This window comes from Rhizobium binae, assembly GCF_017357225.1.
GTDB classification, from domain to species: Bacteria; Pseudomonadota; Alphaproteobacteria; order Rhizobiales; family Rhizobiaceae; genus Rhizobium; species Rhizobium binae.
On the sequence record NZ_CP071604.1, the window covers coordinates 3,019,889 to 3,038,466 of the forward strand.

General features: G+C 62.2%; 16 protein-coding genes. 5 read left to right on the forward strand and 11 right to left on the reverse strand.

Annotated features, from left to right (window positions below):
• Window positions 1-309: an AzlD family protein gene (locus tag J2J99_RS14890; RefSeq protein WP_168296824.1), complete on the forward strand. Its 309-nt coding sequence runs from the start codon at window positions 1-3 to the stop codon at window positions 307-309.
• Between the two features lie 9 nt (window positions 310-318).
• On the opposite strand, the gene J2J99_RS14895 is transcribed toward J2J99_RS14890, so the two are convergent.
• On the reverse strand, window positions 319-2,169 hold the full coding sequence (locus J2J99_RS14895; RefSeq protein WP_168296823.1) for an aminopeptidase P family protein: 1,851 nt from the start codon (window positions 2,167-2,169) through the stop codon (window positions 319-321).
• A gap of 277 nt (window positions 2,170-2,446) precedes the next feature.
• Here J2J99_RS14895 and J2J99_RS14900 point away from each other — a divergent pair, with 277 nt between their 5' ends.
• Window positions 2,447-2,620: a hypothetical protein gene (locus J2J99_RS14900; RefSeq protein WP_009996123.1), complete on the forward strand. Its 174-nt coding sequence runs from the start codon at window positions 2,447-2,449 to the stop codon at window positions 2,618-2,620.
• A gap of 250 nt (window positions 2,621-2,870) precedes the next feature.
• Here the strand turns inward: J2J99_RS14900 and J2J99_RS14905 are convergent, their stop codons facing one another.
• Both J2J99_RS14905 and J2J99_RS14910 read right to left on the reverse strand, forming a co-directional pair.
• The gene (locus J2J99_RS14905; protein WP_168296822.1) at window positions 2,871-3,749 is read right to left on the reverse strand and encodes a 50S ribosomal protein L11 methyltransferase; all 879 of its coding nucleotides are present in this window, start codon (window positions 3,747-3,749) and stop codon (window positions 2,871-2,873) included.
• A 68-nt stretch (window positions 3,750-3,817) separates the two neighbouring features.
• Window positions 3,818-4,420, reverse strand: coding sequence for an SCO family protein (locus J2J99_RS14910; RefSeq protein WP_168296857.1), 603 nt, complete (start codon window positions 4,418-4,420; stop codon window positions 3,818-3,820).
• A gap of 494 nt (window positions 4,421-4,914) precedes the next feature.
• On the opposite strand from J2J99_RS14910, the gene J2J99_RS14915 reads away from it, so the two are divergent.
• Both J2J99_RS14915 and J2J99_RS14920 read left to right on the forward strand, forming a co-directional pair.
• Window positions 4,915-6,879, forward strand: a complete 1,965-nt coding sequence (locus tag J2J99_RS14915; protein WP_168296821.1) for a methyl-accepting chemotaxis protein — start codon at window positions 4,915-4,917, stop codon at window positions 6,877-6,879.
• A 2-nt stretch (window positions 6,880-6,881) separates the two neighbouring features.
• Window positions 6,882-7,349, forward strand: a complete 468-nt coding sequence (locus tag J2J99_RS14920) for a chemotaxis protein CheW (protein ID WP_004668786.1) — start codon at window positions 6,882-6,884, stop codon at window positions 7,347-7,349.
• Between the two features lie 308 nt (window positions 7,350-7,657).
• Here the strand turns inward: J2J99_RS14920 and J2J99_RS14925 are convergent, their stop codons facing one another.
• Together J2J99_RS14925 and J2J99_RS14930 are read right to left on the reverse strand one after the other, a co-directional pair.
• A complete protein-coding gene (locus tag J2J99_RS14925; RefSeq protein ID WP_168296820.1) occupies window positions 7,658-8,152 on the reverse strand; it encodes a CreA family protein in 495 nt (164 codons plus the stop codon).
• Window positions 8,153-8,261: 109 nt separating this feature from the next.
• Window positions 8,262-8,852, reverse strand: coding sequence for a 3'-5' exonuclease (locus J2J99_RS14930; protein ID WP_168296819.1), 591 nt, complete (start codon window positions 8,850-8,852; stop codon window positions 8,262-8,264).
• Window positions 8,853-9,122: 270 nt separating this feature from the next.
• Here J2J99_RS14930 and J2J99_RS14935 point away from each other — a divergent pair, with 270 nt between their 5' ends.
• Window positions 9,123-9,659, forward strand: coding sequence for a GNAT family N-acetyltransferase (locus J2J99_RS14935; protein ID WP_168296818.1), 537 nt, complete (start codon window positions 9,123-9,125; stop codon window positions 9,657-9,659).
• Between the two features lie 31 nt (window positions 9,660-9,690).
• Here the strand turns inward: J2J99_RS14935 and ligA are convergent, their stop codons facing one another.
• The 6 genes from ligA to ftsZ form a co-directional block, all read right to left on the reverse strand.
• Window positions 9,691-11,847, reverse strand: a complete 2,157-nt coding sequence (gene ligA, locus J2J99_RS14940) for an NAD-dependent DNA ligase LigA (protein ID WP_168296817.1) — start codon at window positions 11,845-11,847, stop codon at window positions 9,691-9,693.
• A 335-nt stretch (window positions 11,848-12,182) separates the two neighbouring features.
• Window positions 12,183-12,719 (reverse strand): DUF6886 family protein, encoded by a 537-nt coding sequence (locus tag J2J99_RS14945; RefSeq protein ID WP_168296816.1) that lies wholly within the window; start codon window positions 12,717-12,719, stop codon window positions 12,183-12,185.
• A gap of 86 nt (window positions 12,720-12,805) precedes the next feature.
• Window positions 12,806-14,479 carry a DNA repair protein RecN gene (gene recN / locus J2J99_RS14950; RefSeq protein WP_168296815.1) on the reverse strand — a complete coding sequence of 558 codons (1,674 nt, stop codon included), beginning with the start codon at window positions 14,477-14,479 and terminating at the stop codon, window positions 12,806-12,808.
• A gap of 5 nt (window positions 14,480-14,484) precedes the next feature.
• Window positions 14,485-15,354 (reverse strand): outer membrane protein assembly factor BamD, encoded by an 870-nt coding sequence (locus J2J99_RS14955; RefSeq protein ID WP_205918820.1) that lies wholly within the window; start codon window positions 15,352-15,354, stop codon window positions 14,485-14,487.
• Window positions 15,355-15,620: 266 nt separating this feature from the next.
• Window positions 15,621-16,577: a UDP-3-O-acyl-N-acetylglucosamine deacetylase gene (gene lpxC / locus J2J99_RS14960; protein WP_168296813.1), complete on the reverse strand. Its 957-nt coding sequence runs from the start codon at window positions 16,575-16,577 to the stop codon at window positions 15,621-15,623.
• Between the two features lie 259 nt (window positions 16,578-16,836).
• Window positions 16,837-18,552, reverse strand: coding sequence for a cell division protein FtsZ (ftsZ, locus tag J2J99_RS14965; RefSeq protein WP_168296812.1), 1,716 nt, complete (start codon window positions 18,550-18,552; stop codon window positions 16,837-16,839).
• Window positions 18,553-18,578 lie beyond the last annotated feature (26 nt).

The following is an 18,578-nucleotide window of genomic DNA, read 5'->3' on the forward strand; positions in this document are numbered from 1 at the left end:
ATGGAATTCGATCTTCACATGGCGCTCGTCATCCTCGCCGCCGCGGCCGCGACCTTCGCCACACGCATCGGGGGCTACATTCTCATCACGCGGATGAAGAGCATTCCGCCGCGCATGGAGGCGGCGCTGAATGCCGTGCCGGCCGCCGTGCTGACGACACTGGTCGCACCTGCCTTCTTCATCGGCGGTTGGGATTCGAAGCTGGCGCTCGCCGTCGCCCTCTTCGTCGGCCTGCGTTTCACTCATACATGGATGCTGGTCGCCGCCTGGATGATCGTGATGATCTGGCGCCATAGTGCCGGCGTTTAACGCCGGCGTTCAGACGCCACTATTCTGATATTCCAAGGGCAGCGTGGCGTTTTCGAGCCACGCCCTGACGTCGTGATCGTGGATCAGCGGCATCAGCGCCTCGCGCGTGCGGCGGTGATAATCGTTGAACCAGCGCAACTCGTCATGGGTCAGAAGCTCGGGGATGACGAGGCTGCGGTCGATCGGGCAGAAGGTCAGCGTTTCGAAGCCGAGCATGGCCATGTCGCCACCCTCGATCTCTTCGGCGCCGCGCACATAGATCAGGTTCTCGATGCGGATGCCGAAGCTGCCCGGCCGGTAATAACCCGGCTCGTTCGAAAGGATCATGCCCGGCAGCAGCTCCTGCGTCGAAAGCCTGGAGATGCGCTGCGGCCCCTCATGCACCGAGAGATAGGAGCCGACACCATGGCCCGTGCCATGGGCGAAATCGGCCCCTGCCCGCCACAGCGCGATGCGGGCCAGCGGATCGAGGTCGCAGCCGCGTGTCCCCTTAGGGAAGCGCGCCGTGCTGATCTGGATCATCCCCTTCAGCACCAGCGTGAAGAAGCGGCGATGCTCCTCCGAAACCGCCCCGATGCCGACGGTGCGGGTAATGTCGGTCGTGCCGTTGATATATTGCGCGCCGGAATCGATCAGGAAGAGTTCGCCGGCCTCGATCATCCGGTTGGTCTCGGTTGTCACCCGGTAATGCATGATCGCCGCGTGCTCGCCGGCGCCTGATATAGTATCGAAGGAAATGTCCTTCAGCGGATTCTGCATGCTTTGGCCGACGCGCGCGCGCGCCGCTTCGAGCCGTTCGGCGGCGGTGATCTCGCTCACCGAGCCGGGTTTCTCCTGCGATAGCCAATAAAGGAATTCCACCATCGCCGCCCCATCCTGAAGATGCGCGGCGGCCGAGCCATTGATCTCGACATCATTCTTCACCGCCCGGGGCAACTTGGCGGGGTCGATACCTTCGACTGCCTCTCCACCCGCCTTGCGAATGATCTCGGCGAGCGCATAGGAAGCGATATCGGGATCGATCAGCACGCGGCCGCCATCCCGGGAAACAGCGGCGAGCCGCTCTTCCAGCGCCGAGGGCGGCAGTTGGGTGCATATCTGCCCAAGATAGGCCTCCGCTTCGATGCCGGTCTTGCGCTTGTCAAGGAAGAGCTCTGCCCGCCCGTCGGCAAGGATGATGGCGCGCGCCAGCGGATGCGGCGTGTGCGGCACGTCGGCGCCACGGATGTTGAAGATCCAGGCGACCGACGAGGGATCGGCGATCAGCACCGCGGCGAGTTCCTTCTTCGAAAGATTGGCGGCGATCGTCGCGATCTTGTCGCTCGCCAGCACTCCGGCCTGGGCGACATTCTGGATGGTGACAGTGCCTAGCGGCTCGGCCGGCCGGTCGCTCCAGAGCCTGTCGAGCGGATTGTGCGGCAAGAAGGTCAGCGTTCCGCCGATCTGCGCAAGCGCCCTTTCCAGACGGCGAACCTCGGCGCCGGAATGCAGCCAGGGGTCGATACCGAGCCTCAGACCCTTGGCGCCGTTCGCGCCAAGCCAGACATGCGGCGGCTCGTTGACGAGATCGCCGCCGGAAAAGACCGAACCGTCAACCTGTTCGGCAAGCTGCGTCACATAGCGCCCGTCGACGAAGACGATCGCCTGTGCACGCAGGATGAGAGCAACGCCTGCCGAACCGGTGAAGCCGGTCAGCCATGCCAGCCGCTCCGAGCATGCTGGAACATATTCGCCGTTGAATTCATCGGCGCGCGGCACGAGAAAGGCATCGATGCCGAGCGAATCGAAAGTCGCGCGCAGTGCCGATACCCGATCCCTGCCGAAATGCGGCGTGGAGGTGACGTCAAAGGACTGGTACATGCTGAAAACCCAAATGGTTGAGACGAATCCGATTAATGGGATGGCCGCCATGTTAGCGAAATTTCAATCGATGGGGAGAAAAAGCGACAAACGAGTCGAAACCGTTGACCCCGCTCAGCATTTTGACAGAACTGTGACGGCAAAGGTTAATTTGGCACGCTTTATGCATTGGCCGCATGGCTCCCATGAGCAAAACCCTCTGCCTCGGCATTTCAGAATAGCTATATAAGCGCCATCGAACGGTTCAGACGAACCAGCAATCAAAGGATTTTTTGAAATGACCGCCTCTCTCTCGCGCTTCGCATACAGCAGCCCGGTGCAGGCTGGCGAACGCCAGACCGTGCGTCACGTGATCGGCGCTCGCCGCCCGCAGAACGAGGACAGCCTCAAGCTGCTCGGCGCCGGCCAGCGCGTCACGCGCCACCAGGGCGCCACAAGCTACGCGTTCTAAGCCTGAAAGCCCGTCCGTCTCCTCCCTCCCGGACCGGCCTATTGGAATGCAGTAGAGCCCGCTCGAGCGCTCCTCCTCCTTCGAGCTCGCGGGCATTGACCGGATAGACCGGTCCAAGGCGGTGCCACTGGCGCCGCCTTTTTTTGTTGTTTCGGGAAATCAGGAAAGGTGATCAGGTGGCCATTTGCATCTCCTTCTCCCCGCTGGGGCGAAGAGGGAGCAAGCCGCACCGCCAGGCCCAAATCCCCCGTCAAGGCCGATCAAAATGGATCGTCACCCAGCCATTCCGCCAGATCGTCCTGACGTGCCGGAGCCTCGCACCGCTATAGGCGGCAATCACCTTCCATCGCTGCGCGGCCAAAATCCCCGACAAGATCACCGAACCACCCGGCGCAAGATGGGCGGCAAGCTGAGGCGCCATGCGGATCAGCGGCCGGGCGAGGATGTTGGCGATAATGAGGTCAAAGGGACCATGCTCGGAAAAAGCAGTCGAGTGAAAGCCTGGCGCGGTTCTTGCGACGATGCCCGAGGCGATGCCGTTGCGGCGAACGTTTTCGGCCGCCACCCGCGTCGCGATCGGGTCGATGTCGGTGGCGAGTACCGGTATGTTCTTGAGCTTGCGCACCGCAATCGCCAGCACACCGCTGCCGGTGCCGAGATCGAGTGCGTTGCGGACGCGGCGGGATCGCATCACACGATCGATCACTTCGAGGCAGCCGGCCGTCGTACCGTGATGGCCTGTGCCGAAGGCCTGGCCGGCATCGATCTCGATGGCGATGTCGCCGGGACGGACCTTGTCGCGGTCATGCGAGCCATGCACCAGAAAGCGCCCTGCCCTGACAGGCTTCAGTCCTTCCAGCGATTTCACCACCCAATCGACGTCGGGGATGACCTCCCGCAACAGCTGAGCGTCGGGAAAGGCGCTTAGCAGCGCTGTCTCGACGCGGGAGCGCACCTGCGCCTCGTCCTCGGCCATCATGTAGACGGAGGCTTCCCAGATATCCCTCGTCTCATCGACCTCAGTGGTGCCGATGGCGAAGTCTTCTTCGCCGAAGACCTCGCTCAGAAGGTCGAGAATCTGTTCGGCCTTGCTCTCGGTCGTCGATACGTAAAGGCGGATTTCACTCACGATAGGCGGTCTTTCCCGTTTCCACTGCCCGCCATCGGTCGGGCCAGCGCCCGATCACGCTCAAGCCGTCACCCCTTGCTGACGAGATTCTCCAGCTTCTTTATCGCCGTGTCCGGGTTTTCGCCATAGGCGATCGTTCCGGAAAAACGCCCGGCCGAATCGAGCAGGAAAACGGAGGCCGTGTGATCCATCGTATAATCGCCCTTCGGATCCTTCTCGTCGACCGGCACCTTCTTGGCGTAGACGCGGAAACCCTTGATGACCTCGGCGATCTTCTCCGGCGGGCCTGAAATTCCGGTAATACGCTTGGACACGTTGGAGACGTACTCGTTCATGATCTCGGGCGTGTCGCGCTCGGGGTCGACGGTCACGAAATAGGCCTGCAGCTTGTCACCCTTGGGATCGACCTTCTCCATCCATCCGTTCAGCTCGAACAGCGTCGTCGGACACACCTCAGGGCAATGGGTGAAGCCGAAGAACAGCGCCGTCGGCTTGCCGCGCAGCGCCTGCTCGGTGATCGGCTGTCCGCTCTGGGAGACCAGGGTGAAAGGCACACCGAACGGCGCCTCCGCCACGACATCGGAAGACTTCTTGAGATAGAGCGTGGATGCGCCGAGAACGCCGGCAACGATCAGCACGGCGACCCAGATGACGATACGGAATGTCTGCATTGGCATGAACCTCGATCCGGGCGGATATCAGCCGCCCACCCCCGAGCATGTCGCGCGAAATGCTTGCAGCGATTTTGCGATAACGACATGCGTAAAAACAAGTAGCAATAGTGCGAGGAGCGAATCTGGACAGATCGCGACGCGCTTACATTCCGCGTGATTATAGTCTCGACCGGATGCACGCAATTCAAGAATATGTTTTCTGACCCGTGATTAATTGTCTCAGTACGGAAGGCCATCCCCGCCGAAAAAGCCGCTCGCCACCACTGGGTCAAAGTCGAAAGCGTCATTTTTCCAAGAGCTTGACCAGGCGCAGAACCAGCAAGCCGAAGATACATATCGTTAGGAAAGACTTAAGCCGCCATATCTATATTTAGCAGTGCGTCGGCCGCCGTGCCGTTCTGACATGAAGTCTGCCGAGTGGCGAAAACCCCGGACGTCCGCATGAGGATAGGAAAAACATAAACCCGGACGGTTTGTGGAGGGGTCTTTTGATGACGAATTCATCAGTGCGCAAGAGCCTGTCGGTCAGCCAACGGCTCTGGACGCTCGGTGGCGCAGCCTTCGTCGGTTTCGGGACGATGCTCGGCGTTGGCTGGTACGAGAATATGCGGGTCGATGCCGCCCTGCGCCGCGCCGGTGAGATCCAGACGAGCGTCAATCATATCGACGCCATGCGGGTTGCCAACCTGACGATGGTGCTCGCCGCCATGGACATTATCGTCGACAAGGACGACAAGGTGGTCGAGCCGGCGCGCATCCAGCTGATCGGCGATTCACTCGTCGTCCTCTCCGGCGGCTCGAAGGACATGCGCCTGCTTGCCGAAGAGATGCGTGACGACAGCCTGCTGAAGAGCTACGACACCGACGTCGCGGCAATGGGCAAGGCGATCCAGAGCGATCTCATCACCCTGGTTCAGCAGGGAGCGCCCGAGGCGGAGTTCGACAAGATCGACGACGCGATCGACGGTGCCGGCGACGAGTTGAGCAGGACGCTCGACAAGCTCGCGGCTGACGGCACGGTCTTTGCGCAACAGCATGTCGAGCTCGCCAATGGTGTATCGCGCGAAGCCCTTATCCTGCAGATCGTTCTTGGCGGCCTGGCCATCCTCAGCATGGGCGTTCTGCAATACGTTCATGGCGGCTCGATCCGACGCGGGATCGGCGCCGTTCGGGAAAGCATGCAGCGCATCATGAGCGGCGATCTTGCCAGCGAGGTCCCGGATAAGGCCCGCGGTGACGAAATCGGCGAAATGGCTCGCGCCGCTGACAGCTTCCGCCTCGCCGCCATCGAAAAGCGCGACCTTGAAGCCCAGACCCAGACCGACCGGCAGCACAGCGATGCCGAGCACCGCGCCCGCGAAGCCGCCAAGCTTGCCGACGCGGAGGCCCTGAACGCCGCCGTCGCCGCTCTCGGCGCCGGCCTCACCCGTCTGTCGGGCGGCGACGTCACCGTTACGATCGACCAGCCGTTCCGCGAGGAGCTGGAGCGTCTGCGCCTGGATTTCAACCAGACGACGGCGACGCTGCGCAAGGCGATGAGCGACATTGCCCTCAACAGCAGCTCGATCGAAGCCAACAGCCGCCAGATGCGCGCCGCAGCCGACGATCTCGCCAAGCGCACCGAGCAGCAGGCCGCGTCGCTCGAAGAAACGTCGGCGGCGCTCGACCAGATCACCGCCACCGTCCGCAACGCGACCAGCCGCGCCGAAGAAGTCGGCCACATGGTCACCCATACCCGGAAAAATACCGCGAAATCGGACATCGTCGTCGGCGATGCGATGGCCGCGATGGAACGGATAGAAGCTGCTTCGCGCGAAATCGGCCAGATCATCAACGTCATCGACGAAATCGCTTTCCAGACGAACCTGCTGGCGCTCAACGCCGGCGTCGAAGCGGCGCGCGCCGGCGAGGCCGGCAAGGGTTTCGCCGTCGTAGCTCAGGAAGTGCGCGAACTCGCCGGCCGAGCGGCGGGCGCCGCCAAGGATATCAAGGCCCTGATCGGAAAATCCGGCGCGGAAGTGAAGATCGGCGGCGAACTGGTGACGGCCGCCGGTGAAGCACTTCGCCAGATCGGCGAAGATGTTCTGCGCATCGACGAACATGTTAAATCAATCGTAACCTCTGCGCGCGAACAATCTGTCGGACTGAACGAAATCAACACGTCGATCAGCCAGATGGATCAGGTCACGCAGAAGAACGCGGCCATGGTGGAAGAGACGAACGCCGCAAGCCATACGCTCGCCATCGACGCGGAAAACCTGACGCAGCTGATCAAGCAGTTCAAAACCGGCGAGGGCATGAGCGCCCGGCAAACGCCGCGAGAGGCAACGGCCGCCTCGCATTCGAGACCTTCTCCCGCGCGCAGCCTGATCGGCAAGGTCGCGGGCGCATTCAACGGCGGCTCTGCCGCCAAAGTCATCGCTTCTCCCGCCGGGGACAACTGGGAAGAATTCTGACCATGAACAACAATGCCATCAAGCAGTCGGGTGCTTATCTCGAAATCGTATCGTTCCACCTGGGTGATCAGGAATTCTGCATCGACATCATGGCCATCCGCGAAATCCGCGGCTGGGCGCCGGTGACGCCGATGCCGCATACTCCGCCCTACGTGCTGGGCCTCATCAACCTGCGCGGCGCGGTCATCCCGGTCATCGACATGGCCTGCCGCCTCGGCATGAAGATGACCGAGCCTTCCGAGCGCTCCGCGATCATCGTCACCGACATCGCCGGCAAGCTGGTCGGCCTGCTGGTCGAGCAGGTTTCCGACATGATGACCATCAAGAGCGAAGACCTGCAGCCGCCGCCGGAAATCATCCCGGAAGCCCAGCGCGCCTTCTGCCGCGGCATCGTCGCACTGGAAAAGACCATGGTCTGCTTCCTCAACCTCGACACGGTGATTGCGGACGAGCTGAACCAGGCAGCTTGAAATTTCTCCACAGTGACGTTGGAAGGCCCGGCTCATCCGGGCCTTTTTGTTTGAAGAAGACCGATTACCGCCAATCTTTACAAGCGGCGTGGCACACCTTCTCCTGCCTCATCTCTGTCCTCGGGCTGCGACCGAGGGATGTCACAGAGATCCAGCCACCGCGCGTCCGCGCGGTGAATGACTCACTTGCAGCAGCTAAAAGAGCCTCTTGCGCCCAAGGACTTGGGCGCGCCGGATTCCTGTGACGGGCACAGGAAAGAGGGCGAGGAGGAACCAACGCCCTGCCCAAATCGAACGCCACCCTCGCCTTATTGCGGCTTCCCGTTCTTCCAGGTCACGTTCTGCCCATACAGCGGAATCGTCGAAATCGACATCTTCGCCGAACCATCCGTCAGTTCTCGGGAATGGGCGAGGTAGATCAGCGTGTCGTTCGCCTTGTCATAGATGCGGTTGACGACCAACGTCTTCCAGATCAGCGACATGCCCTGGCGAAACACCTCGCTGCCGTCCTTGGAGAGATCGATATTGCCGATCTCGATCGGCCCGGTCTGGCGGCAGGCGATGGAATTGTTGGACGGATCCTCGAACCAATTGCCGTTCTTGAACCGGTCGATGAGGCTGCGATCGAAATAGGTGACATGGCAGGTGACACCCTTGACCTGAGGATCGGAGAGCGCCTCGACGATGATGTCGTTGCCGATCCAGTCGACGCCGACCTTGCCGACGACTTCGGCCGAAACGGCGCCAACAGAAAGGGCGACGAAGATGAAGGCGGCGAGAAAAAGATTGCGCGGCTTGGACATGGCGTCTCCCTGGAGCGCCGCACGTTCGACGGGACGTGCTGAAAGCGCTCTATCGCTTTGAATTGGCGCATTTTACATAGGCACGCGCCCGTGCTTTGCAAGAAATGACTCAGGCCTTCCGGCAGGTGCAAGGCACATAGCCACGCGCCGTCAGCCGCCCGGGCGTCATGCCGATCAGTGCCGGGATCGTCTCGACGGCTTTCGCCTTGACCGCCTTGGCCATCTCGATTGCCGCTGCCGCGCAGACGGCGGCATCCTCGGCGGCGTTGTGGTGCATGAAGCGTAAGCCGAGATGCTCGGCAATCAGGTTAAGCCGATGGGAGAGGAAATGCGGCCAGATCCGCTGCGCCATCTTCAGGCTGCAGAGATAGGTGAGTTCGGGATAGGACTGCCGATAGAGATCGAGGCTCGCCCGCCAGACGCTGAAATCGAAGGCGGCATTGTGCGCGATCATCGTCGTGCCCCTGATATCCTCGTAGAACTCGTCCATCACTTCGGGAAACTCCGGCGCATCCTCGACATCTTCCGGCCGGATGCCGTGGATTGCGATGTTCATCCCGGAAAAGCGCATGTCCCTGGGGCGAATGAGCCGCTCCTCAACGCGCGTCACCCTGCCCTCCTCGATCCAGGCGAGCCCGACCGAGCAGGCGCTGCCGCGCTGCTCGTTGGCTGTCTCGAAATCGATGGCGATGGTCTTCAAGGGAAATATCCGAATCGTCTGCCTACCGGAATAATCATAGCCGCGTGCGAAGGCAAATTCCGGCCTGTTGACATCGGAGCCCGAATGGACAAACCTCCTGGCATGATCGGATCCTTCGCCCTTGCCATGCATCATATCACCACGACCCTTGAAGGGTGCGGGAGAGCGATGGTGCGTCACTAGCCGTCCGATCATCCCGAAAACCCTGCCGAGGCGAGCAGGGTTTTCGAAAGATCCGGCTCTCCTCCTCAATCCGAAGGAGAGCATCCAATGTCCGAAAGCGAACAGAATGAAGCCCGCGACCGAGCGCGCCTGCCGGACGGCGTCGTTGTGCGCGCCGTCCGCCTTTCCGATGCCGAGGAGATCACCGATCTCATCAATTTGCCGGGTTATCGGGCCGGCACGCTGCGGCCGCCGTACCAGCGGGTCGAAGAGGTTCGAAAGAACATGGAAAACCCATCGCCGGGCGCGCTGAACCTCGTGATCACGGTCGATGGCAGGATCGTCGGCAATTGCGGCCTCAACCGCCTCGGCGGCCGCCGGCAACACGTCGCCAGCATCGGCATGGGCGTGCACGACGATTTCACCGGCCGTGGCTTCGGCCGCATCCTGCTCGCCGCCATGGTCGTGGCCGCCGACGACTGGCTCGATATCAAGCGGCTGGAACTGACCGTCTACACCGACAACAACACCGCCATCCGGCTTTATGAGAAGTTCGGCTTCGAAAAGGAAGGGCTCCTGCGTTCCTTCGGATATCGCGCGGGACAATATGTCGACGCCTATACGATGGCGCGGATCAGGCTGTGAACGTGCGAGGCCGGCGGCTTGCCGTCAGCCTTCACCCGCCGATCAGTGCCAGCCATTCGTCCTCATCCATGGTCTGGACGCCGAGCTCGCGCGCCTTGTCGAGTTTGGAACCGGCGCCCGGACCGGCGACGACGATATCGGTCTTCTTGGACACCGATCCCGCCACCTTGGCGCCGAGGCTTTCCGCCCTCGCCTTTGCTTCGTCGCGGGTGAATTTTTCGAGCGAGCCGGTGAAGACCACCGTCTTGCCGGCGACCGGGCTTCCCGCCGTCACCGGCTGCTCGGCCTCCACGGGCGTCACCTCTTGCAGCAGACGGCCGATTACCTCGACGTTGCGCGGCTCCTTGTAGAACTCGACCATCGCGCGTGCCACGACCTCGCCGATGCCCTCGATAGCGTTCAAATCGTTCCAGGCATCGCCGGAAAGCGGCGCGGCCTCCTTCATCGCGGTCGCAAAGGCCTCATAGGTGCCGTAGGAGCGCGCCAGCAGCTTCGCCGTGGTTTCTCCGACATGGCGGATGCCGAGCGCATAGATGAAACGGTAAAGCGCGATGCTGCGCCGTTCGTTGATCGCCGCATAGAGCTTGCCGACACTGACCTTGCCGAAGCCGTCGATATTCTCCAGCTTGGTCAGCGACGATTGCTGGCGCCTCTCCAGCGTGAAGATTTCAGGCGCCGTGCGGATCTGTAATGACGGGTCCTCGTTTTCGAAGAAGAAGTCGATCTGCTTCGAGCCGAGCCCCTCAATATCGAAGGCGTTACGCGAGACGAAATGCTTCAGATGCTCCGTCGCCTGTGCCCGGCAGATGAAGCCGCCGGTGCAGCGGCGCACCGAATCCATCTTGCCTGTTTTCTCGTTGACCTCGCGCACCGCATGCGAACCGCAGACCGGACATGTCTTCGGGAATTTGTAGGGCTTTGCCTCCGCCAGGCGCTTTTCCATCACGACGTCGAGGATCTGCGGAATGACATCGCCGGCGCGCTGGACGATGACGGTGTCGCCCTCGCGAATATCGTGCTCCTCCGGCCGGATGCGCTCGCCGCTATTGCCGATGCCCTTGATGTAATCCTCGTTGTGCAGCGTTGCATTGGTGACGACGACGCCGCCGACCGTGATCGGCTTCAGCCGCGCCACCGGCGTCAGCGCCCCGGTGCGGCCGACCTGGATCTCGATCTTCTCGACCTCGGTGAAGGCCTGCTCGGCCGGGAATTTGTGCGCCGTCGCCCAGCGCGGGCTGCGTGAGCGGAAGCCGAGCCGCTGCTGCAGTTCGAGGCTGTCGACTTTGTAGACGACGCCGTCGATGTCGTAGTCGAGATCAGGGCGCTTCAGACCGATCTCATCGTAATGGGCCAGGATGTCGGCCACCGAATTCAGCCGCTTCATCAGCGGGTTCACCGGGAAACCCCATTCCTTGAAGATCTGCACCATGCCCAATTGCGTATCTTCCGGCATCTCCGACATCTCGCCCCAGGCATAGGCGAAGAATTTCAGCTTGCGGCTCGCCGTCACCGTGGCGTCGAGCTGGCGCAGCGATCCGGCGGCGGTGTTGCGCGGATTGACATAGGTTTGCTTGCCCTCCGCCTCCATCTGCCGGTTCAGCGCCAGGAAGTCGCTCTTGGCCATATAGACCTCGCCGCGGACCTCGACGACCGCTGGGACACCCTTCGGCAACTGGTTCGGTATCTCGGCAATGGTCCTGATATTGGCGGTGACGTTCTCCCCCGTCGTGCCGTCGCCGCGCGTGGCTGCCGTCGTCAGCCTGCCCTTCTCGTAGCGGATCGACATCGAAAGGCCGTCGATCTTCGGCTCGGCGGTAAAGGCGATCGACTGGTCCGGCAGGCGGCCGAGGAAGCGGTAGACGCCGGCGACGAAATCCTGCACGTCTTCCTGCGAAAACGTATTGTCGAGCGACAGCATCGGCCGCGCATGAACGACCGGCGAGAAGGTGACGGAGGGAGCGGCGCCGATCTGCCGCGACGGGCTGTCCTCGCGGACCAGTTCGGGAAACCGCGCCTCCAGCGCATCGTTGCGGCGCTTCAGCGCGTCGTAATCCGCATCCGATATCTCCGGCTGGTCCTTGCCGTGATAGAGGGCATCGTGATGCGCAATTTCCTTGGCCAGCCGCTCAAGCTCGGCGGCGGCTTCTTCGATCGTCAATGTCTCGACGTCGGAACCTTTGGTGGACATGGAACATCACTCCAGAGAATCTGGCATTGTTTTTAGAGCAAAATTTCCGGATGAAAAGAGAGGGGGAATCTGCCGCATCGGGCAGATTGCTTTATTCTTGGTCCCAGGCATTACGCAGCCAGATCTCGCAAGATACAGTGCTTGGCATGCCGATGTCCCGCTATCGGACAGGGCCGCCCTCCTGTCCGGCCTTATCCCTGTGTCCGTCACAGGGATAATGGAGATTGAGGTGAGCGGTCGCGCCCAATTCATGCACCTGTGAGGCTTGTCATGGCCTCCAGCCGGCTCGACGAGCGCCGCCTTAGGCGCCGGCAGCAAACGCTAAAGCTCACCGCCTAACGGGCCCATTCCCAGTCTCGCGCATTGCGCAGCCGAATGCCGCTGACATGCAGGCTCGTGTGCCAGAGGCCCTTCAGCGGCGGGAGACTATCGACGGCCCGAAGTTCCACCCCACGCGGCGCAAACTCCCGATCGAGCCGCGACATGGCAATCCGCTCCGTCGGAATGACGCGTCTGCGCGACACCCACATGCCCGCATCCTCAAGGTCTTCGAAGCCTTCGGACCTCATCTCATAACGATGGATCGTCTCCGCTTCGAGACGTTCCAGCCAATGGCGCTCGATGAAGGCCGCGGCCCGCCAGCCGCCAAGCCAGTGCTCCCGCTCCGTCTCGGCCGTCTCGGGTTTTGCCCAGATCAGGATGCGCGGGCAATCACGCGGAAAGAGGTACATGAAGTCATGATCGCCATCGATCGCCCAGACGAGCGGGCCGTTCAGCCATTCCCGGCCTACCGGGCGAACCGAGGGAGTGAGAACAGGACACGGCTCGAACACCGCAATATCGGGATCATCGCTGAAATGGAAAAGGCGCATGACAACGGATCGCGTCGGATCGGAAAGATGTGCATAGCGCGAAGCGCGGTGCTTGTCACGCTGCCGCCTTAAATCGGGTTAGGCGATCAGCCGTTGCCGGCCAGCAGCCGCTTGGCGGCTGCCCTCGCCTCTTCGGTCACCGACGCACCGGCCAGCATGCGGGCGATCTCCTCGGTGCGGTCCGTCTGCGCCATCGTCGCCACCCGCGTGGCGATCTTTTCGGAGCCTTCGGCAGCCGGTCCCTTGGAGATCAGCAGATGTGTCGCCGCTCTTGCGGCGACCTGCGGCGCATGTGTAACCGACAGAACCTGCACCCGTTCGGAGAGGCGCTTCAGCCGCTGGCCGATCGCATCGGCCACGGCGCCGCCCACGCCGGTGTCGATTTCGTCGAAGACGAGCGTCGGCGCCGATCCGCGATCGGCGAGCGCCACCTTCAGCGCCAGTAGGAAACGCGACAGTTCGCCGCCGGAAGCCACCTTCATGATCGAGCCCGGCCGCGTGCCCGGATTGGTCTGGACATGAAACTCGACGATATCGATGCCTTCGGCAAGCGCCTCCTGCGCATCGGTGGTGATCTCGACCATGAAACGGGCGCGTTCGAGCTTCAGTGCCGGCAACTCGGCCATGACGGCCGCGGCCAGCGCCGTGCCGGCATGATGGCGCTTGTCAGAGAGTGCGCGTGCCGCGGAATCGTAATTCTCCCGCGCCAGGCCGACCTCGGCTTCGAGGCGCCCGAGTTTCTCCTCGCCCGCGTCGAGATCGGCAAGATCGGCGATCATGCGAACTGCAAGTGCCGGCAGCTCGGCGACCGGCACGGAATATTTGCGCGAAGCGGCCCGCAGCGCGAAAAGCCGCTCCTCCACCCGCTCCAGCTCCCGGGGATCGTATTCGGTCTTGCGCAGCGCCGCCTCGACTTCCATCTGGGCATTGGAAAGCTGATCGAGCGCGGCATCGAGCAGCGTCACCGTGTCTTCGAGCAGTCCCGGCGCCTCATGGCTCTTGCGCTCCAGCCGGCGCACCAGCGAGGCGATATGGGGCACCGGCGAGGCGTTGCCGTTCAGGAATTCGGAGGCTTCGGCAATATCGCCGGCGATTCGCTCGGCCTTCATCATCTTCTGCCTGCTTTCGGCGAGCTCCTCCTCTTCGCCGTCCTGCGGCGACAGCTTCTGAAGCTCCTCGACGGAAGAGCGCAGATAGTCAGCTTCGCGCGCCGCGCTTTCTACCTTCTCGCGGTGTTTTTTCAGTGTGCGCTCGCTATCGCGCCACAGACGATAGAGGCGGGCGACCTCCGCAACCTCGTCGGTGAGGCCAGCGAAGGCATCGAGCAGGGTGCGGTGAGCATTGGTGTCGACAAGAGCGCGATCGTCGTGCTGGCCATGAATCTCGACCAGCATCTGGCCGGCTTGGCGCATCAGCTGCACACTGACCGGCTGGTCGTTGACATAGGCCTTGGTACGGCCGTCCGCCGATTGCTGGCGACGGAAGATCAGGTCGCCCTCGTCATCTATGCCGTTTTCTCTGAGCAGCGCGCGAGCGCCGTGGTCCATGCCGACGTCGAACACCGCCGTCACCTGGCCCTTGTCCTCGCCATGGCGCACCAGACCGCCGTCGCCACGCCCGCCGAGCGCCAGCGAAAGACTATCGAGCAGAATGGATTTGCCCGCCCCGGTCTCACCCGTCAGCACGGAGAGGCCGGTCTCGAAGGCAAGATCCAGCCGCTCGATCAGGACGATATCGCGGATCGAAAGCTGGATCAGCATTGGAGTTATGAACCGAGCAGGAGTTTCTTGCCTGCCGCAGCGATCCACGAACCCTTGTTTTCACGCGGCTCGGCGCCACCGGTCTGCAGCAGCTTGTAGGAATCGGCGTACCACTGGCTGTCGGGGTAGTTGTGACCAAGAACGGCTGCCGCGGTCTGCGCCTCGTCGACGATGCCCATGGCATAATAGGCCTCGACGAGACGGGCGAGCGCCTCTTCGATCTGGTTCGTGTTCGGATATTTCTCGACGACGATGCGGAAGCGCGAGATCGCGGCGAGATATTCCTTCCGCTCCATATAGTAGCGGCCGATCTGCATTTCCTTGCCGGCGAGCTGGTCGCGCGCGAAGCGGATCTTGGCCTGCGCGTCGTCGACATATTCGGAGTTCGGATAATTGTCGATGACGGCCTGCATCGCCTCGATCGTCTTGGCCGCGGCGCGCTGGTCCTGCGTCACGTCGACGATCTGCTTCGAATAGGTGAGACCGACGAGATACTGCACATACGCGGCATCCTGGGACTTCGGATATTGCGCCATGTAACGGTTGCCCGAAGCCAATGCATCGTCGAGGCGGCCCTGGCGATATTTGACGAAGGTGCTCATCACAAGCGCCTTGCGCGCCCATTCGGAGAATGGGTTTTCGCGGTCGATGGCGTCGAACTTGCGCGCCGCTTCCGCCATGTTGCCGGCCTTCATATTGGCAAGGCCCTGGGTGTAGAGCACGTCGGGCGGATCGGTTTCAAGACCGAGCTTGGTGATGTCGATATCGGGGTCCGACTGGCAGCCGGATATCGAGGCGCCTGCGCTGAGCACCAGAAGCGATGCGAACAAAGCGCGCGCTGTCTTCATCATACCTTCAGATCCTGCATAACCCATTCCAAAGAACCCCACTGCCGCCGCTCGCTCCACGGCAGCCACGCCTCGCTGGCGTTTCTAGCCACAAATGTGCATCAAGAGCAACGCAATGATAAGGCATTAACGCATTTTTGTGGCAGCAGCGGCAGAATGACCGGCTTTTCCTCTTCTTCCCGAGCCACGCCGCTAAGCAGCGGCCGGAAGATATCAATCGCCGGTGGCGCGAGCGAACATAAAAAAACCGCCTCCGGGAAAGAGGCGGCCTGGTCTTAGGAATATGCTGGAGGTCATGCCGACCAGGGAGCGAATTCCGAAGCGCTGACGGCGATCAGTTCCCGAGCAGCGACACGCTGGCGCGGCGTCGAGGTCTCGACCACTTCGTAAGCGGAGGGATCGGCGAGCAGCGCCTTCAAAGCATTGGCATTCATCTTGTGGCCGCCACGATAGGAACGGTAGCAACCGATAAACTGGACGCCGGCGAGCGACAGGTCGCCGACGGCATCGAGCGTCTTGTGGCGGACGAACTCGTCCTTGGCGTAACGCAGCCCTTCGACGTTGATGACGCTGTTGTCATCCGAGATGACGACGGAATTTTCGAGCGACGAGCCGAGCGCATGGCCCGAAGCCCAGAGCCGCTCGACATCGCGCATGAAGCCGAAGGTGCGGGCGCGGGAAAGCTCGGTCTTGAAGACCGCGGCGCTGATGTCGCCGGCCCATTTCTGCCGGCCGATCAGCGGGCAGTCGAAATCGATCTCGACCTCGAAGCGCGTGCCGTCATAGGGACGGAATTCGCTCCAGGATCCGCCATGCTCGATCCGCACCGGCTTGATGATACGGATATAGCGGCGCTTGACGCCGAGCGAGACAAGACCGGCCTGCTCGATCGCCTCGACGAAAGGCAGCGAGCTGCCGTCCATGATCGGCATTTCGGCGCCCTGCACTTCAATCACCACATTGTCGAGGCCGAGCGCATAGATGGCGGCCATGACGTGTTCGATCGTCGCGACCGAATGCATCGGCGAAAAGCCGAGCACGGTGCAGAGGTCGGTATTGCCGACCTGCGAAGAGACGGCCTTGAGTTCGGTGACATCGCCATTGTCATGCAGGCGCTGGAAAACGACGCCGGTGTCCGATTCCGCCGGGTTGAGCGTGATCGAGACGTTGGCACCGGAATGGACCCCGATGCCCGAGAGCGTCACGGGACGCGATACCGTCGTTTGAAAACCCAGCAAGCCAATTGCCATAAAATCTGCCTTTATTCTTCCGCTCCAGCGATCCGTTCCACGGTGCGGTTCTCATTCGTTCTGCAGAAGGAGCCTCGCGAGGAACTCCTTGAGCAGTTTCCTTGCACCATACTTACGTGCGCCGGCCTTCCAATCCAAATCACTGTTTCTTTCGCATTGTTACGAAGTCACGCGATTGAAATCGCTAAGAATTCGGGACCGAAAAACAGCAATGCCCGGGACCTGAATCCCGGGCATGAAAAGTGCCGAAGCGCCAATCTCAGTTCGACTGGCGGCGCAGGAATGCCGGGATTTCCAGCTGGTCGTCTTCCTGCATCATCCGGGCCTGCGGTACCGCGCGACCCTGATCGTCGAGATTGCCGCGGCGCGGCGCGTAGAGGCTTGCCTCCGGCGACAGCGGGCGGCGCTGCTGCGAAGCGGCCGGCGGTGCGGCGGTCATGTCGGCGGCAACCGCGTCATCGTCGCGGCGTCCCAGCGAATTGGTGATTCGCTTGAGCAGACCCATTGGGCCGCGTTCTTCCTGGCCATGTGCGGAAGCCGCCTGCGTCCGGTGGTCGAGCTCGGCCTGGACGACCGGCGGGAAGTCTTCGACCTTCGGCATGCGGACGGGTTCAGCCGCCTGACGGATGATCGGCTCCTGCCGGACCGGCTGCGGCTGGATTGGTTGCTGCTGGATGGGCTGGCTCATCACCGGAGCCGGAGCCTGCTGCAGCACTTGAGGACGCATGGCCGGAGCTTCCGGTGCAGGCGCAAAGATCTTGCTCTGCGGACGGAAGACTTCCTGCTGCGCGGCAGGCTGCTGAAGCGGTGCGGCGGCGCGCGGGGCCGGGATTTCGAGCTCGCGTTCCATCTCGGCTTCGCGGATGGTCTGCGCGATCGGATCGATGGCCTTAGGTGCCTGCATCACCGGCGCAGGCTGTACTGCGGCCGCTGCCGGAGCAACAGCCGCGGAAGGACGGATAGCGGGCTTGGCAACCGGCTGGAAGCTGCGTTCCGCGGCTTCGCTGATCGCCCGGTCGATACCGGTCGCGACGACCGAGACGCGGATGATGCCTTCGAGCGATTCGTCGAAGGTGGCGCCGAGGATGATGTTGGCGTCCGGATCGACTTCCTCGCGGATACGGGTGGCGGCTTCATCGACTTCGAAGAGCGTAAGGTCGCGACCGCCGGTGATCGAGATCAACAGGCCCTGAGCGCCCTTCATCGAGGTTTCGTCGAGCAGCGGGTTGGCGATCGCCGCTTCGGCGGCCTGCAGCGCACGGCCGGCGCCGGAGGCCTCGCCGGTGCCCATCATCGCGCGGCCCATTTCGCGCATGACCGAGCGGACGTCGGCGAAGTCGAGGTTGATGAGACCTTCCTTCACCATCAGGTCGGTGATGCAGGCAACGCCCGAATAGAGAACCTGGTCAGCCATGGCGAACGCGTCGGCGAAGGTCGTCTTGTCGTTGGCTATACGGAAGAGGTTCTGGTTCGGAATGACGATCAGCGTGTCGACAGACTTCTGCAGTTCCTGGATGCCCATCTCGGCGAGACGCATGCGGCGGCCGCCTTCGAAATGGAACGGCTTGGTGACGACGCCGACCGTCAGGATGCCCTTGTTGCGTGCGGCCTGTGCGACCACAGGAGCAGCACCGGTACCGGTGCCGCCGCCCATGCCGGCGGTGACGAAGCACATATGCGTGCCGTTCAGGTGATCGACGATCTCATCAATGCATTCTTCAGCGGCCGCGCGACCGACTTCCGGCTGCGAACCGGCACCGAGACCTTCGGTGACGTTGACGCCGAGCTGGATGATGCGCTCGGCCTTCGTCATCGTGAGCGCCTGCGCATCCGTATTGGCAACGACGAAGTCGACGCCCTGGAGGCCGGCGGTGATCATGTTGTTGACGGCGTTGCCGCCACCGCCACCGACGCCGAACACGGTGATGCGCGGCTTCAGCTCTGTGATGTCAGGCTTTTGCAGCTTGATGGTCATGGTACCTGTTCCTTCTCTCTCTGGCC